Origin of the sequence: Thermococcus cleftensis (assembly GCF_000265525.1) — an archaeon.
In the GTDB taxonomy this organism is placed as follows: domain Archaea; phylum Methanobacteriota_B; class Thermococci; order Thermococcales; family Thermococcaceae; genus Thermococcus; species Thermococcus cleftensis.
Window position 1 is genome coordinate 543,489 of sequence record NC_018015.1, and the last position, 18,107, is coordinate 561,595.

At 56.7% G+C, this 18,107-nt stretch carries 32 protein-coding genes and 4 tRNA genes; 1 reads left to right on the top strand and 35 read right to left on the bottom strand.

Annotated features, from left to right (window positions below):
- Positions 1–24 precede the first annotated feature (24 nt).
- The gene (locus CL1_RS03025; RefSeq protein WP_014788430.1) at positions 25–357 is read left to right on the top strand and encodes a PadR family transcriptional regulator; all 333 of its coding nucleotides are present in this window, start codon (positions 25–27) and stop codon (positions 355–357) included.
- Between the two features lie 80 nt (positions 358–437).
- Here CL1_RS03025 and CL1_RS03030 read toward each other — a convergent pair whose 3' ends face one another.
- The 35 genes from CL1_RS03030 to CL1_RS03200 all read right to left on the bottom strand — a co-directional run bounded on the left by CL1_RS03030 (position 438) and on the right by CL1_RS03200 (position 18,098).
- Entirely contained in the window at positions 438–596 is a 159-nt protein-coding gene (locus tag CL1_RS03030; RefSeq protein ID WP_012571071.1) for a 50S ribosomal protein L40e, read from the bottom strand.
- A gap of 57 nt (positions 597–653) precedes the next feature.
- Positions 654–741, bottom strand: a tRNA-Leu gene (locus CL1_RS03035).
- 43 nt (positions 742–784) lie between these two features.
- Positions 785–1,390, bottom strand: a complete 606-nt coding sequence (rpsB, locus tag CL1_RS03040) for a 30S ribosomal protein S2 (protein WP_014788431.1) — start codon at positions 1,388–1,390, stop codon at positions 785–787.
- Between the two features lie 14 nt (positions 1,391–1,404).
- A complete protein-coding gene (locus tag CL1_RS03045) occupies positions 1,405–2,430 on the bottom strand; it encodes a hypothetical protein (RefSeq protein ID WP_014788432.1) in 1,026 nt (341 codons plus the stop codon).
- Positions 2,431–2,436: 6 nt separating this feature from the next.
- A complete protein-coding gene (locus tag CL1_RS03050) occupies positions 2,437–2,610 on the bottom strand; it encodes a DNA-directed RNA polymerase subunit K (RefSeq protein ID WP_014788433.1) in 174 nt (57 codons plus the stop codon).
- A gap of 48 nt (positions 2,611–2,658) precedes the next feature.
- Positions 2,659–2,736, bottom strand: a tRNA-Pro gene (locus tag CL1_RS03055).
- Between the two features lie 16 nt (positions 2,737–2,752).
- Positions 2,753–2,950, bottom strand: coding sequence for a DNA-directed RNA polymerase subunit N (locus CL1_RS03060; protein WP_014788434.1), 198 nt, complete (start codon positions 2,948–2,950; stop codon positions 2,753–2,755).
- A 34-nt stretch (positions 2,951–2,984) separates the two neighbouring features.
- On the bottom strand, positions 2,985–3,392 hold the full coding sequence (locus tag CL1_RS03065) for a 30S ribosomal protein S9 (RefSeq protein ID WP_014788435.1): 408 nt from the start codon (positions 3,390–3,392) through the stop codon (positions 2,985–2,987).
- Between the two features lie 10 nt (positions 3,393–3,402).
- The gene (gene rplM / locus CL1_RS03070) at positions 3,403–3,831 is read right to left on the bottom strand and encodes a 50S ribosomal protein L13 (protein ID WP_014788436.1); all 429 of its coding nucleotides are present in this window, start codon (positions 3,829–3,831) and stop codon (positions 3,403–3,405) included.
- 6 nt (positions 3,832–3,837) lie between these two features.
- Positions 3,838–4,203, bottom strand: coding sequence for a 50S ribosomal protein L18e (locus CL1_RS03075; RefSeq protein ID WP_014788437.1), 366 nt, complete (start codon positions 4,201–4,203; stop codon positions 3,838–3,840).
- 68 nt (positions 4,204–4,271) lie between these two features.
- Positions 4,272–4,359 (bottom strand) — tRNA-Leu (locus tag CL1_RS03080).
- Position 4,360: 1 nt separating this feature from the next.
- On the bottom strand, positions 4,361–5,143 hold the full coding sequence (locus CL1_RS03085; protein ID WP_014788438.1) for a DNA-directed RNA polymerase subunit D: 783 nt from the start codon (positions 5,141–5,143) through the stop codon (positions 4,361–4,363).
- 28 nt (positions 5,144–5,171) lie between these two features.
- On the bottom strand, positions 5,172–5,588 hold the full coding sequence (locus CL1_RS03090) for a 30S ribosomal protein S11 (protein WP_014788439.1): 417 nt from the start codon (positions 5,586–5,588) through the stop codon (positions 5,172–5,174).
- Entirely contained in the window at positions 5,585–6,127 is a 543-nt protein-coding gene (locus tag CL1_RS03095; protein ID WP_014788440.1) for a 30S ribosomal protein S4, read from the bottom strand. The genes CL1_RS03090 and CL1_RS03095 overlap by 4 nt, the downstream gene beginning before the upstream one ends.
- 10 nt (positions 6,128–6,137) lie before the next feature.
- Positions 6,138–6,587: a 30S ribosomal protein S13 gene (locus tag CL1_RS03100; protein WP_014788441.1), complete on the bottom strand. Its 450-nt coding sequence runs from the start codon at positions 6,585–6,587 to the stop codon at positions 6,138–6,140.
- Positions 6,588–6,626: 39 nt separating this feature from the next.
- Positions 6,627–6,713 (bottom strand) — tRNA-Ser (locus CL1_RS03105).
- Entirely contained in the window at positions 6,699–7,286 is a 588-nt protein-coding gene (locus CL1_RS10550) for a class I SAM-dependent methyltransferase (RefSeq protein ID WP_083830183.1), read from the bottom strand. Before CL1_RS10550 ends, CL1_RS03105 begins: the two co-directional genes overlap by 15 nt.
- A gap of 327 nt (positions 7,287–7,613) precedes the next feature.
- Positions 7,614–8,618: an RNA-guided pseudouridylation complex pseudouridine synthase subunit Cbf5 gene (locus CL1_RS03115; protein WP_014788442.1), complete on the bottom strand. Its 1,005-nt coding sequence runs from the start codon at positions 8,616–8,618 to the stop codon at positions 7,614–7,616.
- Between the two features lie 60 nt (positions 8,619–8,678).
- Positions 8,679–9,386, bottom strand: a complete 708-nt coding sequence (locus CL1_RS03120; RefSeq protein ID WP_014788443.1) for an SDR family NAD(P)-dependent oxidoreductase — start codon at positions 9,384–9,386, stop codon at positions 8,679–8,681.
- A 69-nt stretch (positions 9,387–9,455) separates the two neighbouring features.
- Positions 9,456–9,707: a 50S ribosomal protein L14e gene (locus tag CL1_RS03125; protein WP_014788444.1), complete on the bottom strand. Its 252-nt coding sequence runs from the start codon at positions 9,705–9,707 to the stop codon at positions 9,456–9,458.
- Complete coding sequence (cmk, locus tag CL1_RS03130; protein ID WP_014788445.1) at positions 9,708–10,301, bottom strand: (d)CMP kinase; 594 nt, start codon at positions 10,299–10,301, stop codon at positions 9,708–9,710.
- 17 nt (positions 10,302–10,318) lie between these two features.
- Positions 10,319–10,591 carry a 50S ribosomal protein L34e gene (locus CL1_RS03135; protein WP_014788446.1) on the bottom strand — a complete coding sequence of 91 codons (273 nt, stop codon included), beginning with the start codon at positions 10,589–10,591 and terminating at the stop codon, positions 10,319–10,321.
- 42 nt (positions 10,592–10,633) lie between these two features.
- Positions 10,634–11,161 carry a DUF106 domain-containing protein gene (locus CL1_RS03140; RefSeq protein WP_014788447.1) on the bottom strand — a complete coding sequence of 176 codons (528 nt, stop codon included), beginning with the start codon at positions 11,159–11,161 and terminating at the stop codon, positions 10,634–10,636.
- Complete coding sequence (locus tag CL1_RS03145; protein WP_014788448.1) at positions 11,154–11,744, bottom strand: adenylate kinase; 591 nt, start codon at positions 11,742–11,744, stop codon at positions 11,154–11,156. Before CL1_RS03145 ends, CL1_RS03140 begins: the two co-directional genes overlap by 8 nt.
- Positions 11,745–11,817: 73 nt before the next feature.
- Complete coding sequence (secY, locus tag CL1_RS03150; protein WP_014788449.1) at positions 11,818–13,263, bottom strand: preprotein translocase subunit SecY; 1,446 nt, start codon at positions 13,261–13,263, stop codon at positions 11,818–11,820.
- Between the two features lie 37 nt (positions 13,264–13,300).
- Positions 13,301–13,747 (bottom strand): uL15m family ribosomal protein, encoded by a 447-nt coding sequence (locus CL1_RS03155; RefSeq protein ID WP_014788450.1) that lies wholly within the window; start codon positions 13,745–13,747, stop codon positions 13,301–13,303.
- An 11-nt stretch (positions 13,748–13,758) separates the two neighbouring features.
- Positions 13,759–14,226, bottom strand: coding sequence for a 50S ribosomal protein L30 (locus tag CL1_RS03160; protein ID WP_014788451.1), 468 nt, complete (start codon positions 14,224–14,226; stop codon positions 13,759–13,761).
- 11 nt (positions 14,227–14,237) lie between these two features.
- Positions 14,238–14,945 (bottom strand): 30S ribosomal protein S5, encoded by a 708-nt coding sequence (rpsE, locus tag CL1_RS03165; RefSeq protein WP_014788452.1) that lies wholly within the window; start codon positions 14,943–14,945, stop codon positions 14,238–14,240.
- On the bottom strand, positions 14,942–15,547 hold the full coding sequence (locus tag CL1_RS03170) for a 50S ribosomal protein L18 (RefSeq protein ID WP_014788453.1): 606 nt from the start codon (positions 15,545–15,547) through the stop codon (positions 14,942–14,944). The genes rpsE and CL1_RS03170 overlap by 4 nt, the downstream gene beginning before the upstream one ends.
- A gap of 10 nt (positions 15,548–15,557) precedes the next feature.
- Complete coding sequence (locus CL1_RS03175; RefSeq protein WP_014788454.1) at positions 15,558–16,004, bottom strand: 50S ribosomal protein L19e; 447 nt, start codon at positions 16,002–16,004, stop codon at positions 15,558–15,560.
- Positions 16,005–16,014: 10 nt separating this feature from the next.
- Positions 16,015–16,395 (bottom strand): 50S ribosomal protein L32e, encoded by a 381-nt coding sequence (locus CL1_RS03180; protein WP_014788455.1) that lies wholly within the window; start codon positions 16,393–16,395, stop codon positions 16,015–16,017.
- Between the two features lie 10 nt (positions 16,396–16,405).
- Positions 16,406–16,960 (bottom strand): 50S ribosomal protein L6, encoded by a 555-nt coding sequence (locus CL1_RS03185; protein ID WP_014788456.1) that lies wholly within the window; start codon positions 16,958–16,960, stop codon positions 16,406–16,408.
- A 10-nt stretch (positions 16,961–16,970) separates the two neighbouring features.
- Entirely contained in the window at positions 16,971–17,363 is a 393-nt protein-coding gene (locus CL1_RS03190; protein ID WP_014788457.1) for a 30S ribosomal protein S8, read from the bottom strand.
- An 11-nt stretch (positions 17,364–17,374) separates the two neighbouring features.
- Complete coding sequence (locus CL1_RS03195; RefSeq protein WP_012571038.1) at positions 17,375–17,545, bottom strand: 30S ribosomal protein S14; 171 nt, start codon at positions 17,543–17,545, stop codon at positions 17,375–17,377.
- A 1-nt stretch (position 17,546) separates the two neighbouring features.
- Positions 17,547–18,098, bottom strand: coding sequence for a 50S ribosomal protein L5 (locus CL1_RS03200; protein WP_014788458.1), 552 nt, complete (start codon positions 18,096–18,098; stop codon positions 17,547–17,549).
- Positions 18,099–18,107 lie beyond the last annotated feature (9 nt).

Sequence of the window (18,107 nt, forward strand, 5' to 3'; positions counted from 1 at the left end):
AACCATAAAAGTTAGGGTGGGATCATGACAACGCCCATGGAGAGGCTCAGAAACAAGATCACGAAGGAGGTGCTCTGGCTGTACATACTCCGGCTCCTCCGGGAGAGACCAATGTACGCCTACGAGCTGAAGGAGAGGATAAGAGAAGCCTTTGATTTCGAACCAGCAACGGTCAGCTCGTACGTTGTCCTCTACAAGCTCGAGAAGGAAGGATACGTAACGGCGGAGTGGCAGGAGAGCCAGACTGGGAAGCCCTCGAGGAAGTACTACAAACTCACCCCAGCGGGTGAAAAGCTCCTGGAGGACGGCATAGCTTTTCTCGAGGACATGCTGACAAAGCTTAAGGGATCCAGGTGAACCCGTGCCTGAATCCTTTCAATTCTTGATGACAGGAACACGAGAAAAATGACGAGAATGAAAAACCAAGAGGGCAGACATCAGCGTCCCATTCCACCGCGCGGCTCTCTAGCCTTCGGGCGGAGACCCTTGTAGCCGCACTTCCTGCACTTCTTGGCCTTCCACGGGTTGGTAGCGCCGCAGCGCATGCAAATGTACTTCCTAAAGATTCTGGCCTCAGCCTCTGGGAATCTCGCCATCGTGATCACCTCATGATCTTAATCCAACACACCTACCGCAACGGACTTTTAAAGCTTTGGTGCGGGGGACGGGATTCGAACCCGCGAAGCCCTGCGGCACCGGATCTTAAGTCCGGCCCCTTTGGCCAGGCTCGGGCACCCCCGCGCGAGGGAGTGTAAAGAGGGGAACGTTAAAAACCTTTAGCCCCTCAGGTCCTGATGATCCTCATCTCAAAGTCCTCAACGGGAACCTTGAAGTCCTCCCTGCTCTCGATTTCCTTCCTGTTGTAGAGTATCTCCCTCGCGAGGATCCAGTAGATGAGAGCGAGGGCCTTCCTACCCTTGTTGTTGGTCGGGATAGCAACGTCAACGTAGCTGAGGAAGTTCTCGGTATCGACGAGGGCCACTATCGGTATGCCGATCTCGATGGCCTCCTTCATGGCCTGGTGGTCTGCCCTCGGGTCGGTGACGATGAGCACGTCGGGCTCAAAGAAGTTCTTGACCTGCGGGTTGGTCATTGTTCCCGGGAGGAAACGTCCCGGTATGGAGCGGGCGCCGGTGACGTCGCCGAACTTCTTGACCGGCTTCTGGCCGTAGAGCCTGACGCTAACGGCGAGTATGTTCTCCGGGTCGAACTTGGCGAGGAACTTACCGGCAACGCGGAGCCTCTCATCGGTCTTCCTGACGTCGAGGACGTAGAGACCGTCCTGCCTAACGCGGTATATGAACTTCTTCATGTCCTGGGTCTTCTGCTGGGTGCCGATGTGGACACCGGCGGCAAGGTACTGGTCGAGCGGAACAAGGTATTCCTCCATTCTTCACACCTCCTCTATCCTTCAAAGGTTATTATCCTTCCCCTTTCACCCAAATCTTCCGCTATGCGAATCAGCTCGTTCAGCTTGGCGATGGAATCCTTGCGGAGCACCATCGCCGGACAGCGAAGGCCCACAGCAACGTGGGCCAGGGCCTCGTCGGAGGACTCGTAGCGAGCCTCCGCGAGGATTGGGACGATCCTCTCCGACTTGGCGTCGTTCACGAGGTTGTATAAGTCGGTGAGAGTGCCAAGGTTTATGGGTTTTATGGAGAGCGCGTTGTAGTAGCGCCTGTCGAGTATATCCTTCTCGCGGAAGAGGTACTCACCATCGACGAACACTTCGTGGGTCCCGGCTATCAGTTCGAGGAACAGCTCTTCCTCCCCGATCGGCTTTATGTAGGCAACGTTGTTGTCCTCGACGATCGACAGCACTTTCTCGGTCTCCATTGGAACCTTCTGCACGAGGCCAAGGGCAACCTCAAGGCCTAGCTCGTCGGTCGCCTTCTCGGTCGCCTTCGAAAATGCCTCCACTGTTCCGTCCCCTGCGTGCTCGAGGACCTTGTTGGCGGCATCGACGACGTCGGTAATCTCCATCAAATCCCTGACCATCACGTAGTAGTCAAAGCTCTCGCCGCCCCCCACCTCAAGTATCGGAACCGGAAGTTCGGTCGTGAACGTGCCTCCAATGTAGCCGTAGAGGGGCATCTTCTTGACACTCGCTGCCGCTTTGGCGACCGCTATTGAAACGGCCAGGGCGGTGTTCGCCCCTATGTGGCTGAAGTTCTCGGTGCCGTCTATTTCCCACAGGTAGCTGTCTATGAGCTCCTGCTCGCTCGCATCAAAGCCTATCAGCTCGGGCCCGATTATCTCATCAACCTCGCTCACGGCGCGGTGAGCCTCGGCTATGTAGAGGCTCGGGTTCTCGTCTATGGGCGCGGCAAACCTTCCAAAGCCCGAGCTGGTTATGACGTCCACCTCGACGGAATACCTGCCCCCCCTGAGCACCGCGACCCTGCCGATTACGTTCTCTATCACGGTCATCTCTCATCAGCTCGGCCTTATTACGGTGAGCGGAATTATGCCCTTTTCAAACTCGAGCATCGCGGCATCGAGCGGGGTCACTCCCTCTGGAACGTCGATGAGTATCGGAGCACCCATCGCTATCTGAAGGGCCCTGGCTCCAATGATACGGGCCTTCTCAAAGCGGGTATACTTAAACATGACTACCACCCCTGCTTCCACATTCCAACCCAATCCAGTGCAAATGTTTGGTGGGGCCGCCGGGATTTGAACCCGGGTCTCCGGCACCCCAAGCCGGGAGGATAGACCAAGCTACCCCACGGCCCCCCGAGAAGTGCGGTTTTTAATACACTCTGTACTGCATCGCGTGATCGATGAGTTCGACGTGGCTGAGGAGGGTCCTCCTGCAGCAGTACCTCTCAATCCCGAGGTCGTCAAGGACCTTCTCGGGGTCCTCGCCCTTCTCAACTCGGGCCTTGAACTCGTAGTACTTGTCACCTATGACCTTCCCACACGTGAAGCACCTGACGGGAACTATCACCCGTATCACCTTCTCGAATATTAAAGGAAAGCGGTCAGCGGTAGGACTTCTGCCTCTTGGCCCTCGGACCCTTGGTGGAGCGGTTGGGCTTGTGCGGCTCGGTTCTCCTGCTGTCCCCAACGAGCATGGTTCTGTCGTACTTCATAAACTTTTCCTTGAGGTTCATGTCGTTGGTCCACTCGACGAGGGCCCTGGCTATGGCAACCCTAGCGGCCTCGGCCTGACCCATGAAGCCACCGCCCTCGACCTTGACGTCTATGTCCACTTTGCTGACTATCTCCTCGCCAGCGAGGACGAGCGGCTCCATTATGGTGAAGCGCGCTATCTCCGGCTCAATGATCTCGACCGGCCTGTGGTTGATCCTGACTCTGCCCTTTCCTTCCCTTATGGTGGCCCTCGCGATGGCCGTCTTCCTCTTACCAGCAGTCTGAATGACCCTCATCTTTCTCACCTCAGAACTTTCCACCGAGGAACTTGGCAACCTCGCCAACGGTGACGTACTTCGGGGTTGCAAGCCTTGACATGTGGGCCTCGCTTATGGTCTCAAGCTCCCTGCCCTCGAACTCCTTTGGGATTCCAACGTAGACCCTGAGCCTCTTGAAGGCCTTCCTTCCGCGGTCGGTCTTCCAGGGAAGCATTCCCCTGACGGTTCTCCTGACTATCTCGTCGCTCCTCTTCGGGTAGAACGGACCCTTCCTCGGGTTGGTCCTGGTTCTCAGCTCGGTCCTCTGCTTGTACTTGGCGAAGATGTCCTCGCGGTTTCCGGTGATGATGGCCTTCTCGGCATTGACTATGACGACCTCCTCGCCCTCAAGGAGCATCTTGGCCACCTTAGAGGCGAGCCTTCCGAGTATGAGTCCCTCAGCGTTAATTATCCTCATGGCCCATCACTCCATTATGATTACTCCACTACCCTTCGGGTTTCTCTCCATAAGCTCCTCGATGGTGATGGCCTCTCCACCGGCCTCGACTATCTTCTTCTTTGCACTCTCGCTGAACTTCCAGGCGGCAACGGTGACCTTGTGCTCAAGCTTTCCGGCGCCGAGGACGCTTCCCGGAACGATGACGGTGTCACCCTCCTTGGTGTAGCGGTTTATCTTGCTGACGTTCACCTCAGCCCTCTGCCTCCTGGGCCTCTCGAGGCGCCAGGCGATGTCCTTCCAGATCTTAACCCCTTCTTCATTCGACTTCTTTCTGAGGTAGCGAATGAGCCTCCTCAGGTTAATGTCAGTGGGTCCGGTTCTCTTGACCATGAACATACCTCCCTAACGCTCTCTCGCAGGTGGGAAACCGACAGGTCCAACGGGGTGAGCGTAAATACTGGTGCGGGGGCGGGGATTTGAACCCCGGAACCCCTACGGGACGGGACCCTGAATCCCGCGCCTTTGGCCAGGCTCGGCTACCCCCGCGTCAGTCGGCTAATTTATGGAGTTCGTTTATAAATCTATCGCTCTTCCTCATGAGTATCTTGAGCGCTGTGGCCACTATTTCCTCCACAGGAAGCTCTCCGTTGGTCTCGACGGTGAAGACGAAGGCACCGGGCACTACCTCTTCCCGGATCTTGTCCCCCTCATAACCTTCGAACTTCCTCGGAAGGTAGAAGGCCTTGATGGTCGTGATGATAAGCTCCTCCCCGGTCTCCTCCACTGGAAGACCGCGCCTCTCGGCGAGCTCCTTGAGCTCCTCCCAGTCGGGAACCTCCTTGCTCACATGAATCCTGGTGAGGTACTTGTAGTAGACGAAGCCCGGCTGCCACTTGGCGTGATCCTTACCCCTGCCAAGCCTCGCGTAGGCGTTGAAGGTCAGCCTCTGTCCCTCTGCCAGTTTGACTATTGGTATGTCGGGGTTTGCCGGCTTTATCGCCTCGTCACTGCTCCTGAGGTCACCGGAGTAAACCATTCCGGGACCCTCGGCCTCAAGGGACAGAGTGACGGTGTAGTCGTCGAGCTCGAGCGCATCGAGAGAGAACCTCTCGGCAGGGGTGGTGAGCGGAATCATCGCCAGCCTGTGGGCGATTATCTCGTCGAAGAGGGCGGAATCGTTCTCAAAGAACTCGACCTCATCAACGGCGAAGGTGGGAACCTCGGCAAGAATGGTCCTCCTGAGGGCGTTGGCGAAGGGAACGTCTATCCCCTCGACGATGAACTTAATCGAGTCCTCCCTTTTCTCAAGAATCTGAAACTTTGGCTCCATCGGCATCACCAAAAAAGAAGTTATGGGGTCAGACGCGCCTGCCCCTTCTTCCGCCCTTCGGCCTGGTGCCGTCGTGCGGAATCGGGGTGACGTCCTCAACCCTTCCTATCCTGAGACCAGCCCTGGAGAGGGCCCTGATGGCGGCCTGGGCACCCGGTCCCGGGCTCTTGCTCTTGCTTCCTCCCGGGGCGCGGACCTTGATGTGAACACCGACGAAGCCCTTCTCCATGGCCTCCTCAGCGGCCCTCCTGGCGGCGATCATAGCCGCATACGGGGAGGGCTCGTCCCTGTCAGCCTTGACGACCATACCACCGCTCCACCTGCTGACCGTCTCGGCCCCGGTGAGGTCGGTGATGTGGATTATCGTGTTGTTGTAGCTCGAGTAGATGTGAGCCACTCCCCACTTCTCCTTCTTCTTTATGTTAATCTGCTGCTCCTCGCTCATGCCTCACCACCCTGCTTGGCCTGTTCGATAACCATTCTCTCGGGGTGGCTCTCCTTGGCGAAAGGAGAGGTCTTCGAGTAGGTGATGGTGTCCTCCTCCTCGCGAAGGACGAGGTAGCCCGGCGAGCGGATTATCTGGCCGTTCACCTCTATGTGGCCGTGGACTATGAGCTGCCTGGCCTGGCTGATGGTCCTGGCGAGGCCCTTCTTGTAGACGATGGTCTGGAGGCGCCTGTCAAGGACGTCCTCAACGGTAAGGGAGAGAACGTCATCGAGGACCGCGTCGGCCGGAAGGAGTCCGAGCCTGTTGAGCCTCTGAAGGAGCTGCTGCCTCTCAATCTCAGCCTGCTTGCCGCGAGCGGCGAGGAGACGCCTCGCCCTACGCCTGAACTCCTTGAGCTGGGTCTCATGCCTCCAAAGCTCCTTCTTGTTCTTGAGGGCGTACTTCTTCATGAGGACTCTCTCGCGGTCGAGCCTCTCCTTAATCCAGGGGTGAGAGGGAGTCTCGTACTTCTTCCTCTGCCTCTTCGGGTCTCCCATTTACACCACCTCACTTCTTCCTCCTGCTCACACCGAGGGTGCTACCGTGCCTGAAGTTCGACCTGGTCCTCTGTCCGCGGAGCGGCAGGCCGAGCTCGTGCCTTATGCCGCGGTAAGCGCGTATTCTCCTGAGCCTGTTGACGTCCTCGCGCCAGGCCATGACGAGCTTGGCGGTGATGAGGTGCATGTCCTTGCCAGTCTCGTAGTCCTTCGGCCTGTTCACTGCCCAGGCAGGAATGCCGTGGGCGATCGGGTCCTCGAGTATCTTCTCAATCTTCTTGACCTGCTCGTCGGTCAGATAGCCAGTCTTCATGTACGGGTCGATCCCTGCAACCCTGAGCACCATGGTCGCGAAGTTTATGCCTATACCCTTGATGCCCGTAAGGGCCCATCTAAGCTGCTTATTTCCGTCCAGATCAACTCCCGCTACACGGACGATGTGTCTGAAGTTGTCCGTCATTACGAATACACCTCCGTCTCAATCCTTCAGAGAGGATTTTGGCGCCGGGACGGGGATTTGAACCCCGGTGTCCATACGGACACGGGCTCTCAAGGCCCGCGCCATCCCAGGCTAGGCGATCCCGGCATACACGCGGTAGCCGCTCCCCTTAGCCAGCTCTCTCACTTCGGTGAAGTGGTCATTCATCAGAGCCTTAATATACTTTGCCCCCTGCTTGGTCTTGATTACCAGTTGCAGGAGGCCTCCATCGTTGAGATGCCGGGGAGCGTTTATAACTATTTCCCTCAGCACTTCCTTTCCCGCGTGCACCGGGGGATTAGTGATGATTGCGTCGAACTTCTCGCCTTCAACAGGCTCGTAGAGGTTTCCCCACCTAACCTCGGCGTTTCTAACGCCGTTGATTTTTAAGTTTTTCCTCGCCATTTTTACGGCCCTTCTGTTCACGTCGGTCATCACCACGTAGTCCACGAAGCGAGAAGCCACTATCCCAATCGCCCCGTAGCCGCAACCCAAATCCAAGACGCGCCAGCCATCATCAAGTACCATACTCTCTATGAGCAACTCCGTTCCCCTGTCGAGCTTGCCGAAGGAGAAGACACCGCTCGCTGTGATGAACCGGAAGCAGTGCCCTCTAAGACAGACCTCTATGGTCTTCGTCTTCAGCGGGACGTTCGGTTCTTCTGAGTAGTAGTGGCTCATGTGCGGTGGTTCGTTGAGGGGTTTATCAACCTTTGCTTGCGCAAAAGCTTGACCAAAAATTGTAGCTCCTCCATTGCGTTACCCCTGAAGGGCTGGTTTCCAACTTAAAGCCCGACGTTTTAAGTGAGAATCCTTTTGCAGGGGCCCTTTTGTATAGGTTTGCTTTTCTTTTGACGCCCTTCGGGCGTCTTTTTAGAGCTAAACCTCAGCAAAAGAGTACCTAACTTAGTTCTCCCTTTCAAACAACCCATTAATCAAGGAATCATTCAAAAAAGGAACTTTGGGAAGGAGCTACCAACTTTGATGAAACTTTGCTCCGCAAAGTTTCTACCACATCTTCGGATACCAGTCCCTCGGCATGAAGACCTTGTCTACATCGACGGCTATGCCCTTGCTCCTCTGGAGCATCTCGCCGCTCGTCATGGTGGCCTTGCCCAAAGCCACGAGTTCGTCTTTAAGGGTCATGACCGCGACGAGGTCTCCCTTCTTGATGCCCTTGTGAACCTTGACTATCCCCGGAACGGCTAAATCAGCACCGTGGGTTACCGCCGCAACGGCAGAATCTCTAATCCAGACCTTTGGGAGGTGCTCCACCGCTTTTTCCATAGGCTGTATCGCCTTCCTGAAGTACTCCTCGATGCCGTCCTCCTTCCAGAAGTGGTAGTAGTCCACGAGGTCGTGAAGCGTCACCAGCGTCTCGTCCTCCTTGAAGGGACCGCTCCTCGTCCTCCTCAGCTCGGCCATGTGGGCACCGACTCCAAGGGCCAGGCCGATGTGGTGGATAAGCGACCTTATGTAGGTTCCCGCCTCAACTCCAACCCGGAAGAGCACGTCCTTGCCGTCTATCTCGAGTATCTCAATGTAGTACACCTTCCTCGTCCTGAGCCTTCTCTTGACTGCGCTCCTCAGGGGCGGCCTCTGGATTATCTCTCCCTCGAACTCCTTCATGACGGCGTATATTTTGTCCTCCGGGACCTCACCGTGGAGGTGCATTAGAGCCACGTACTCTTTCCCGGCCGGCAAAAGTGCCTGAACCACCCTCGTGGCCCTCTCCAGAGCGACTGGAAGAACACCGCTGACCTTGGGGTCAAGGGTTCCGCCGTGGCCGGCCTTGTTCAGGTTGAACAGCCTCTTGATCCACGCGACCACCTCGTGGCTCGTCGGTCCAGGGGGCTTGTCGAGGTTGATTATGCCAAACTGCATGTGCATCTCCATGGGCCTCTTCTCCGGCGGAAAGCCCCACTTTGGATTTGTCTCGGCCTTATCGTCCTTGACAAGGACTTCTCGCTTTATGTCAGCAGGGAGTATTCTCCTCACTTCGTCCCTCGCCATGAGCATCACCCGATGAGCGTTATCGCCCTAAGTTCGGAATAGCGCCTTATAAACCTGAGCTTAGTATTTAAACCGGTAAGTAAAGACCGGCCAGTTCGGGAGGTATTTGACGAGTTTCAAGTAGCCCGGCACGAAAACCTCCCGCTTGCCCTTTTCAAGCCCCTTCAATACCGCTCTTGCAACCCCTTCCGGCTCTATCGAGCCCTTCGGAACCTTTCCGTTCCAGAATCCGGTCCTGACCTGCTTGGGATACACCCTCATAACATGGATTCCCCTATCCAGAAGCTCCTTTTCGAGGTTCACCACCAGGTAGTGGAGTGCACCCTTAGCGGCACAGTAAGAGGGCAGCTCGGGGACGTTGACGAAGGCGACGCCGCTGATTATGAACACCACCGTGGAGCCTTCGCTGAGGAAGGGGAGAAGCTCTCGGGTAAGCTCCACCGGGGCCACGGCATTGACCCTAAAAACGCCTTCCAGCTCATCTCCCGAGTGATCAAGGAGGGGCTTTCTCAGGGCGAATCCGGCGTTGTTGATGAGCAGATCGAGTTTGCCAATGCCCAGCTCACGCAGGGCCCCGGCTATCCTCTCCGGAGAGTTCCGGTCGCGGAGATCCGCAACAATGTACTCAAAGTTCCCCAGGCCTTTGAGACTCTCTAGCCGCTCCCTGTTCCTGCCGACTCCTACGACCAGATAGCCTTTTTCAACAAGCCCTTCCACCAGAAGCCTGCCTATGCCCCCGGTTGCACCCGTCACAAGAGCGGTTTTCATGGAACCACCGAAGGGTGTTGGAGAAGAGACTTAAAAGCGTTGAGAAGTTGGGGAGGCAAGCTCCCCCGTTCACTCGAGGCTGATTCCAGCCTGCTCGAGGGCGGCCTTGACGGCCTCGTCGTCGGCGCCGCGCTCGATGCTGATCTTCTCCGGAAGGGGCTCGAGGTGCTTGACGTTCATCCTCCTGCGCTTGACCTTGTTGAGGCCGGCGCCTGTAACGAGGACGAAGTTCTTGTCGATGATGTCCACGACGACGACCTTCTGACCTGCCCTCCTTCCGGCTATAACAACCGCGAGCCTTCCAACCTCAATAGCTGGCATTCATCCCACCTCCTTCTTTTTGTTGCCCGGGTTTGCACCCGACCCCGCGTCACCGTCGGGGTATAGGTGGTCGATGGCGGCCTTCACTATAGCGAAGACCCCATCGGGATCCCAGTGGGCGGTGTTGATTATCAAGTCGTAAATCGACTTGTCGTCGATGTCAATCCCGTAGAGGTTTAAATACCTTTTCCTGTTGCCCTTCTCGCGCTCGGCAATCTGGACAAAGGCCTCCTCAACGGAGATACCTTCCCTCCTCGCGACGCGTCTGGCGCGCTCCATTATCGGAGCGTCGAGCCATATCTTGAGGTCCGCTTCCTTCACCATCCAGCCCGCGAGGCGGCCCTCAATAACGACGTTGCACTCCTTGGCTGCCTCGACCTGCCTTCTGTCCACCTCTCGGTCGATCTCGGGGTGAAGCTCGGCGTACTGCTGGAACTCCTCCAGGGACATACCCATCTCCTTGGCCATTTGGCGGAAGATTAGGCCCGCGTAGATGTGCTTGAATCCATAGTGCCTGGCCAGGTTCCTGCAGAGAGTGGTCGTCCCGGAACCGGCCAAGCCGCTGACAGTTATGACGAGGCAGCCCTTCGGCATGTTAGCACCTCAGCGTATCAAAGGGCTATGCCAGCCCTGACCTGAGCCTTCATGACCTTCCTCATGCAGCTCGGGCAGAGGTTCGGGTAGGGCCTCTCGGGCCTCTTCGCAGTCTTCGGGAGCTTCCTGAGCTCACTCGGCCTTCCGCGCGGAACGCCGTTGAGGGGCCTTCCGCACATAGCGCAGTGGGCAACCTTGGGCTTCCTGCGCTCGAAGTGGATAACCGTCCTTCCGCCCGGAGTCCTGACGTACTTCCTCCTCCATGACCTTGACCTGTACATCGGCTTCATTCCTCTCACCTCGCAACCCCTATTTTCGGAGTGTTTTTAAATTTAACCCATGTCAAGGAGCTTCCTAAGGACATAGCCGGTTATCATCGACGTCAGAACGTACCAGCCGACGTAGCCTAGCTCGCTCGCTGGTAGTGCGGAGTGGTAGAGGCCGTGGAACCAGTCGAAGAGGAAGAAGTCGAAGGGGGACTTAACTATGCCCACCTCGACGTACCATCTCCTGAGCCAGCCGAAGAATATCCAGAATATCGGCAGCGTCAGGAGGGTGACCTTGAACATCGTGTCCTTCATGACCTCACTCTGGAGCTTCATGAGCTCCATCTGCTCCTGCTGGAGCTTCTTGAGCCTCTTCTCGTCCTTGGCAGCCTGGGCCTCCTTGTACTTCTTCTGGAACTCCTTGCTCTTCTTTTGAAGCATCTTCACCTTGTTCTGGTCGACCAGAACGTAGTTCAGTATCGTGAAGAAGCCACCGAGTATTATTCCCGATACCGTAACTACCCATATCGGGTGGTAGGACTGTATCATGGGTCCGAATACACTATCAAGGAAAGCGTATATCCCCTCAATCATACTCTCCCACCGCCAGATCAAGTACTTCAACAAGCTCGTGGACGGCCTCCTCAAGGCCCTTATCCTCATGGTTTTCAATTATCTTAATAAGCGCGTTCGAGTGCATGGCGTAACTCACGGCAGCGGCACGGTTCAGATCCTGGTGCCTCTGTATCTGCTCTTCGGTCTCTACATCGCGGTCGCGCTTCAGGTCGCGGAGGCGCCTTCCGAGGATCTCGCTCGGGGTGGCCTCGATGATCACGATGAAGTTTGGGTTTATAACCTCGATAACCTCCCTGGGGAAGCCGAGAAGGTAGCCAACGGGTGTCCTTATGGTCGCGTGGGTGTCTATCAGAATGGGCTCACTCTGGGCCATCTCCACTATCCTCCTCGCGGCCTTCATCTGAAGGTCCTTCTGAACGTTGGGGTTGAGCTTCCGCATCTCGTCCCGGTGCTTGACCAAACCTGCCTTAACGGCCTCCTCGAACATTATGTCGCCGAAGTTCACGAGCCGGAACTTGGCCCGGGCCTTCTTGAGTGCCAGCCGGGTTATGGTGCTCTTTCCCACCCCTGGAATTCCTGTTATCATGACCACAAACGGCATCATGCTCACCCAGGAAGGTTTCTGGAGAAAGTAACAGACCCGAGTTTAAAAGGTTTTGTGAAAGAAAAGAAAGTCACTTGGCAAAGAACTTCCTCAGTGCCGGGAACATCTCGGTGGCCTGCTCCCTGGCTATCTCCTCGTAGAACCTGTAGAGTATGCCCACCGTAAGGAGGATTCCCGTTCCGGTACCGAGCGCCCCGAGGAAGTCCGCGAGCACCGCTACCAATGCTAGTGTGAAGGATCCCCAGAAGGTAACGTAGGGGATGTACCTGTTGAGCACCCTCTCCAGTATCCTCGGGTCCCTTCTGAATCCCGGTATCTGAAGGCCCGCGCTCTGGAGCTGTCTGGCAATGCTCTTGGCGTCCAAGCCGGTGAGCTCGACCCACAGGAAACCGAAGATTATTGACCAGAATATTGTCATCAGCGCGTAGACCAGTGCCCTTCCCGGGTCGGCTATGACGTGGTAGATGTCCCTGGGCGGGTAGAGATAGGTGACGAATCCGGTCAGGGGGTAGCCGTTCTGGTCGAAGGTTCCCAAGAAGGTGTAGCCGTAGTTGTTGAGCAGTCTGGCCCAGAGCTGTATGTTGGCGTAGAGGGCAAAGGTCAGGATAATCGGAATGTTGCTGACGTACATGAACCTTATCGGGTACCTTCCACGAACGGTAACGCGGCCGTAGCTAAGCGGGATCTCAACGCGCATGCTCTCCAGGTAAACGACCACGAGGAACACCAATACAGTGGCTGCAACGTCCAGCATGTCCGGGAGGGTTCCCCTGTAGAGCGCACCAGTGAGGTCCCCGTGGATAAGGTGCTGTATGAAGGCCGGAATGGCACCTATTATCGCCGGTCCACCGGTGACCGGGTCTATGTACTCGTTGGTGGTGAAGGGATTGAATGCCTTGGTGATGACGGTCTGGGAGACACCAGCTGCGATGAAGAGGCTTATACCGCTCCCTATTCCCCACTTGCTCACCAGCTCATCAAGGAGGATAAGTATTGTCGAGGCAAATCCAAGCTGGAGTATGATGAGTATTCCCAGGCCCAGGCCAATGTAAACCTGTCCGGCGGGTGTCGTGACGGTTTGGAAGGCACCAAGCCCCATGTCCACTTTACCAAAGGCTCCAGCGAACACGTAGATGGCCGCCTCAAAGAAGCTCATGAATACTGCAAACAGCTTCTGAGCGGCCTGGTAAAACCTCCTATCCTCGTGATTCGAGAGATCGAGGTGAACGATTTCAGAACCAACGAGAAGCTGCATAATGATGCTGGCGGTGACGATTGGACCGATACCAAGGGTCAGGAGCGAACCACTTCTCCCAGCGAGCACGAACCTCAGAGTGGCGAAGTAGTCCTGAATCTGAGCGGGGATTCCGTAGAGGGGAATCTCCGCGAGAATGAAGTATAACAGTAGAACAATGCCCGTCCACATGAACTTCTCCTTGAGCGGCACGTGCCTCTTGGGCCGCTCGACTTCGGGGAAGTACCTCTCAATCGCGAACACTACGTTTCTGAACCCCATGATTAACACCCGCCAAAAGTGTTAAATTAAAGGGGAATCAGGCGAGGAGAACCTCGCCGCCAGCGGCCTTGATCTTCTCCTCAGCCTTTGGGGTGACGTAGTAGGCCTTGATGGTAATGGGCCTCGTGAGCTTCCCGGTTCCGAGAACCTTGTCGATGCCGAGCTGGGTAACATCGACGACTATCTTCCCCTCCTCCTCGTAGGCGACGCCCATGTCGAGGAAGAGCTGGAGGTTCTCATCGATGTCGCTGAGGTTTATGGTCTTCGGGGTGTACTGAACTGCTTTTGGCCTGTGGAAGCCCCTCTTGCCAAGGTGGTCCGGGGCGTACTTGATGGTCCAGGTCCACTTGGTGTTCTTCCTCTTACCGGTTCCGGCCATTCCCTTACCGCCCTTGCTACCGCCGCCGCGGTGCTTCTTCTTGCAGCCCCACCCGTGAGTGTGACTTCCGCGGAGCTTCCTAACCTTCTTCCTTCTCCTTATCATCTCTCGCCACCTCAGAGCATTCTCTCAATGAGCTCGTTTATCTTCTCGCCGCGGTAGCCGAGTGCTCCGCCTTCCCTAAAGCTGCGCTTCTTGCTGCCCTTCAGCCCTCCCCTCGGCGGGTGGAGCCTGAAGACCGGCTTGATGTTCGGCAGGTCTGTGAGCTTCATCTCACCGCTGACGACCTTCTCGGCGAACTCCTCGATGGTCATTCCAAGCTTCTCCTTGACGTACTCGTCGGTAACCGGTTTGTTACCGATGAGCCTGCCCCTCTTTCTGATGAGCTTGGCGAGGGTTTCCTTGTCAATCTCGCCCCAGGTGATGTAGTCCTTGACCTTCTGAACCATACCCCTGTAGCTAGGGGTGTCGTCGACGAGGACGAGGTGGTTGATCCTGTGAAGGCGGAGCATGGCGAGGGTGTCCCTAACTTCACCCCTCGCCCTTATCCCGCTCCTAAGCCTGATGAGTGCGAGCTTTGCCATCTTCTCTCACCTCACTCAACCTGGAAGCTTGTTGGCATCTCCCTTCCAACTATGATACCGTAGCGCTCGATGTCCTCGGGCTTAATGGCAACGCGGTTGGTGTTGTAGAGGGCGTTGAAGACTGCCTTGGCGAAGTTAACGGTGGTTCTCGTCTCACCGAGGGTCTGGGACCAGACGTCCTGGACGCCGGCGAGGCTAAGTATCTTCTTGCCGACGTCACCTATAACGAGACCAAGTCCACGCGGTCCCGGCATGAGCTTGACGCGGACGCTGCCTTCCTTGCCCTCGACGGCGAACGGAATCGAGTGTGGTCTCCTGCACCTGCACTCCCAGGAACCGCAGCCACGCTTTATCTCGATGATGTTCATCTTGGCGTAGTTGATGGCCTTCCTGATGGCTATTCCAACCTCCTTCCCGTGGCCGATGCCAAGGCCGACGTAGCCGTCCCTGTTGCCAACTGCCGCGAGAACGCGGAAGCGGATCCTCCTGCCGCTGTCGGTCATTCTGACGGTTAGGGCTATGTCAAGAACCTCCTGGTTCTCCCTGAGGTTCACCTCGGGAAGGAGCACATCAACTATCTCCGGCTCCTTGATCTGGTATCCCTTGCGGAATATCTCGTGAATGTCAGTTATCTGGCCCTCCTTGACGAGCATACCGAGCTTGGTCCTCGGCTCCCACTCCTCAAGGACGCGCTGGGCTATCTCTCTCGGGTCGCTCATTCTCTCGCCCCCTCAAACTTCTCGATTATCTTAGCCTTAACCTCCTCAAAGTGCTCGGGGAGCTTCTCGGGCTCAAGGCCCTTGACGAGGTAACCGGAGAACTGCTTCCTATAGCGCGCCTCGTCCTCCTCCTTGAGGGCCTTGGCGTAGCTGGCTATGTGCTCACCGTTTATCCTGTAGTCCTCCGGGTAGATCTCCTCGCTGTGCGGGACGTTGAGGCCAGCATCAACGGCACCCTTGAGGACGGCGAATATGCTGGAACCCCTGGTCGGCGGGTGGAGGCCTATGTCCAGTATGGCCTCCTCAACGCCGGCCTTCTTGGCCTTGTAGCCGATGAGGAGACCGAGCAGGTAAGCAGATGGAGTGTTTCCTCCGTGGCCTTTCCAGCCGAAGTCCCTCATGAGCTCTCTGGTGTGAGCCGAAACTATCGTCTTGTCACCCTTTGGGTCGTAAACCACTATCTGGGCAATGTGGTGGTTGAGGGTCTTCCTCACCACAAGCCTAGGCTTTCCAGACTTGAGGAGGGCTAGCCTCTTGTGATAGTTAGTCTTACCCTCTCTCCTCCTCCTGAACGGAACCCTATACCTCGGTCCGTGTGCCATCTCTCTCACCTCACTCCTTCAAGATACCGTGCTCCTGCATGAACAGGTAGAGCTGCCTCTTGTTCTTGAACTGGCCGCCCTTGGCCCTGATGTAGAGCCTCCTGTAGGTGTGCTCGTCGATCTTGCCCTCGGCCTTGAGCTTCCTGAGCTCCTTCCTGAGGGCGCGAATGGTCATTATCCAGCGCTCCTTCTTGCCCATTCTGGCGGTCTTCTTACCCTTCTTGCTTCCAGGCCCCCTGTGACGGCCCTTCTTCCTGGCCTCCTGGAAAGCCCTCGCCCTTGCCCTGCTCTGGCCCTTGACGGGCTTCTTCCTGATGACACCGTCGTTAATAAGCCTTCTCACGTCCTCCCTGGTGATGGCAGCCGCAACGTCGTCAATCCTCTCGGGGTCGATCCAGACCCTGTTCTCACCGCACTTCAACAAATCAGCGGCAATCCTTCTCTGCATCTTGAGCATGAGCCTCACCTCACGGGTTGAGTACCTTCACTCCAAGCTCCCTCGCCCTGGCGAGTATTGCCTCCCTCTTCCTGGCGCCAACGGTTCTCGCGATCCTTGCGGCCTGCCTGGTCGGGTCGATGGCCTCAAGCTCCTTGACGTTGTGGACGAGAACTTCCTCGTAGCCGCTCGGGTGGAGCCCGCGAACGGCCTTCGGTGAACTCCAGCCTATGCTGGGTGAGCGGGGCTTGCCCTTCTTCTTGAGCCTCATCTTGCTGTCGATTCCCTTCGGCCTGCGCCACTTCGGGTCGTTCTTGAACTTCGGATAGCGCCACCACTCCTGGCGGAGGAAGCGGGGCTTCTTCCTCTTGATCCTGGCCCTTATCTTAAGGAGTCTCGCCTTCTCGTTCATTTCTCACACCTCAGAACTTTATCGGCTTACCAGCCTTCTCAACGATGTAAATTCCGTCCTGGAAGACGCGCCTGTCCCACTTGGTTATCCTCGTTGCCTGTTCGATGTTGGCAGCGGTCTGGCCGACCGCCTCCTTGTCGATGCCCTCCACGATGACCTCCTGACCGCGAACCTTGACGGTGACGCCCGGTAGTATCTTGGCCCTCCTCGGGTTCTTCTCACCGAGGAAGTTCTCGATGACGACTTCATCGCCCTGAACTTTGACGGTCATGGGGAAGTGGCTGTAGACAACCTTAAGCTTGTAGGTAAAGCCCTCGGTGACACCCCTGATCATGTTGGCTATGTGGGCCTTGAAGGTTCTCGCTATGGCTATATCGCGCTTCCTCGGGAACTCCTTGAAGACGACAACCTTGCCGTCCTCGGTGAAAATCTGAACGCCAGGGTACCTGAGCTCCCTCTCGAGCTCGCCCTTGGGACCCCTGACCTTGACGACGTTGTTCTCAACGGTGACCTCGACTCCCTCTGGAATCTCAACCTCTTCCCTTACCCACGCGTCTATCGGCATTGCTCTCACCTCAGTAGACGTAGGCTATCAGCCTTCCGCCGATTCCCTTCTCGATGGCTTCCTTGTGGGTCATGACGCCCTGGGAGGTCGAGACGATAAGGATACCGAACTCGAAGGCCGGAAGGAACCTCTTCTCCCAGGCCTCGAACTCCCTGGCCTTGACCGGGAAGCGTGGCTTTATTGCGCCAGCCTTGTTGATCTTGCCTATGAGCTGCACCCTGTAGATGCCTGCCCTTCCGTCGTCTATGAACTCAAACTCGCCGATGTAGCCGTTCTCCTGCATAACCCTGAGAACCTCTCCCATGAGCTTGGAGGCCGGCTTGAGGTAGACCTCCTTCTTCCCGACCCTCTCGCTGTTGGTTATGTGGGAGAGAGCGTTCGCCAGCGGATCAAGTAGAGTCATCTCCTCTCACCTCACTCGTACTTCTTAAAGCCCAGCTTGGGGGCTATCTCTCTAAAGCAGTGCCTGCAGAGCATAAGGCCGTGTATCCTGATTATCGGCCCGTACTGGCCGCAGCGCACGCACCTTCTCGCGCCCTTCCCAAACTTTCTGGGCTTCCTCTTGTTGTAGTCAGCCTTCGCCATCTCACAATCCCTCCACGGTGACCTTAAACTCCTCCATAGCGAAGACGATACCCTCCTCCTTGGTCAGCTTGTGCCTGTTCGGTATCTTCTTCCTCTGCCTCTTCCTCTTGGCGACCCTGAATCCGGGCCTCTCGAGGGTGACGCAGACGTCCATACCGAAGATGCCTATCTCCGGGTCGTACTCGACGCCGGGTATGTTGATATGCTCCTGGATTCCGAAGCAGAAGTTGCCGTGCTCGTCGAAGTTGCTGGCTTTGAGCTTCCTGTCTACGGCCTCAAGGAGTCTGTCGAGCATCTCCTCGGCCTTCTTGCCGCGGAGGGTGACCTTGACCGCTATCGGCTCGCCGCGCCTGATGCCGAAGTCCTTGTTGGTCTGCTTGGCCCTTCTCCTTATCGGCTTCTGGCCGACGAGTCCCTCCAGCATGGTCTCGGCCTTGGTAAGCCTCTCACCGCTCTCGCCGACACCAATGTTTATGGTGACCTTCGCAATCCTGGGCCTTCTCATCGGGTGAGCTTCCCAGTCCGCCAGGATGGCCTCTCTGTTGATCTGCATCTCATCTCA

Coding starts and splice junctions, on each gene's coding strand:
- CL1_RS03025 (WP_014788430.1), top strand. CDS start 25: ATGACAACGCCCATGGAGAGGCTCAGAAACAAGATCACGAAGGAGGTG.
- CL1_RS03050 (WP_014788433.1), bottom strand. CDS start 2,610: ATGTTTAAGTATACCCGCTTTGAGAAGGCCCGTATCATTGGAGCCAGG.
- CL1_RS03115 (WP_014788442.1), bottom strand. CDS start 8,618: ATGGCGAGGGACGAAGTGAGGAGAATACTCCCTGCTGACATAAAGCGA.
- CL1_RS03195 (WP_012571038.1), bottom strand. CDS start 17,545: ATGGCGAAGGCTGACTACAACAAGAGGAAGCCCAGAAAGTTTGGGAAG.
- rpsB (WP_014788431.1), bottom strand. CDS start 1,390: ATGGAGGAATACCTTGTTCCGCTCGACCAGTACCTTGCCGCCGGTGTC.
- CL1_RS10550 (WP_083830183.1), bottom strand. CDS start 7,286: ATGAGCCACTACTACTCAGAAGAACCGAACGTCCCGCTGAAGACGAAG.
- CL1_RS03185 (WP_014788456.1), bottom strand. CDS start 16,960: ATGCCGATAGACGCGTGGGTAAGGGAAGAGGTTGAGATTCCAGAGGGA.
- CL1_RS03175 (WP_014788454.1), bottom strand. CDS start 16,004: ATGCTCAAGATGCAGAGAAGGATTGCCGCTGATTTGTTGAAGTGCGGT.
- CL1_RS03030 (WP_012571071.1), bottom strand. CDS start 596: ATGGCGAGATTCCCAGAGGCTGAGGCCAGAATCTTTAGGAAGTACATT.
- CL1_RS03095 (WP_014788440.1), bottom strand. CDS start 6,127: ATGGGAGACCCGAAGAGGCAGAGGAAGAAGTACGAGACTCCCTCTCAC.
- secY (WP_014788449.1), bottom strand. CDS start 13,263: ATGGGGTTCAGAAACGTAGTGTTCGCGATTGAGAGGTACTTCCCCGAA.
- CL1_RS03045 (WP_014788432.1), bottom strand. CDS start 2,430: ATGACCGTGATAGAGAACGTAATCGGCAGGGTCGCGGTGCTCAGGGGG.
- CL1_RS03135 (WP_014788446.1), bottom strand. CDS start 10,591: ATGAAGCCGATGTACAGGTCAAGGTCATGGAGGAGGAAGTACGTCAGG.
- rpsE (WP_014788452.1), bottom strand. CDS start 14,945: ATGAGCGACCCGAGAGAGATAGCCCAGCGCGTCCTTGAGGAGTGGGAG.
- CL1_RS03125 (WP_014788444.1), bottom strand. CDS start 9,707: ATGCCAGCTATTGAGGTTGGAAGGCTCGCGGTTGTTATAGCCGGAAGG.
- CL1_RS03075 (WP_014788437.1), bottom strand. CDS start 4,203: ATGGTCAAGAGAACCGGACCCACTGACATTAACCTGAGGAGGCTCATT.
- CL1_RS03180 (WP_014788455.1), bottom strand. CDS start 16,395: ATGAACGAGAAGGCGAGACTCCTTAAGATAAGGGCCAGGATCAAGAGG.
- CL1_RS03085 (WP_014788438.1), bottom strand. CDS start 5,143: ATGGAGCCAAAGTTTCAGATTCTTGAGAAAAGGGAGGACTCGATTAAG.
- CL1_RS03100 (WP_014788441.1), bottom strand. CDS start 6,587: ATGACGGACAACTTCAGACACATCGTCCGTGTAGCGGGAGTTGATCTG.
- rplM (WP_014788436.1), bottom strand. CDS start 3,831: ATGAGGATAATTAACGCTGAGGGACTCATACTCGGAAGGCTCGCCTCT.
- CL1_RS03145 (WP_014788448.1), bottom strand. CDS start 11,744: ATGCCGTTTGTGGTCATGATAACAGGAATTCCAGGGGTGGGAAAGAGC.
- CL1_RS03140 (WP_014788447.1), bottom strand. CDS start 11,161: ATGATTGAGGGGATATACGCTTTCCTTGATAGTGTATTCGGACCCATG.
- CL1_RS03090 (WP_014788439.1), bottom strand. CDS start 5,588: ATGAGCGAGGAGCAGCAGATTAACATAAAGAAGAAGGAGAAGTGGGGA.
- CL1_RS03120 (WP_014788443.1), bottom strand. CDS start 9,386: ATGAAAACCGCTCTTGTGACGGGTGCAACCGGGGGCATAGGCAGGCTT.
- CL1_RS03200 (WP_014788458.1), bottom strand. CDS start 18,098: ATGCAGATCAACAGAGAGGCCATCCTGGCGGACTGGGAAGCTCACCCG.
- CL1_RS03065 (WP_014788435.1), bottom strand. CDS start 3,392: ATGAGGGTCATTCAGACTGCTGGTAAGAGGAAGACGGCCATCGCGAGG.
- CL1_RS03160 (WP_014788451.1), bottom strand. CDS start 14,226: ATGGCAAAGCTCGCACTCATCAGGCTTAGGAGCGGGATAAGGGCGAGG.
- cmk (WP_014788445.1), bottom strand. CDS start 10,301: ATGCCGAAGGGCTGCCTCGTCATAACTGTCAGCGGCTTGGCCGGTTCC.
- CL1_RS03190 (WP_014788457.1), bottom strand. CDS start 17,363: ATGACTCTACTTGATCCGCTGGCGAACGCTCTCTCCCACATAACCAAC.
- CL1_RS03170 (WP_014788453.1), bottom strand. CDS start 15,547: ATGGCACACGGACCGAGGTATAGGGTTCCGTTCAGGAGGAGGAGAGAG.
- CL1_RS03155 (WP_014788450.1), bottom strand. CDS start 13,747: ATGATAAGGAGAAGGAAGAAGGTTAGGAAGCTCCGCGGAAGTCACACT.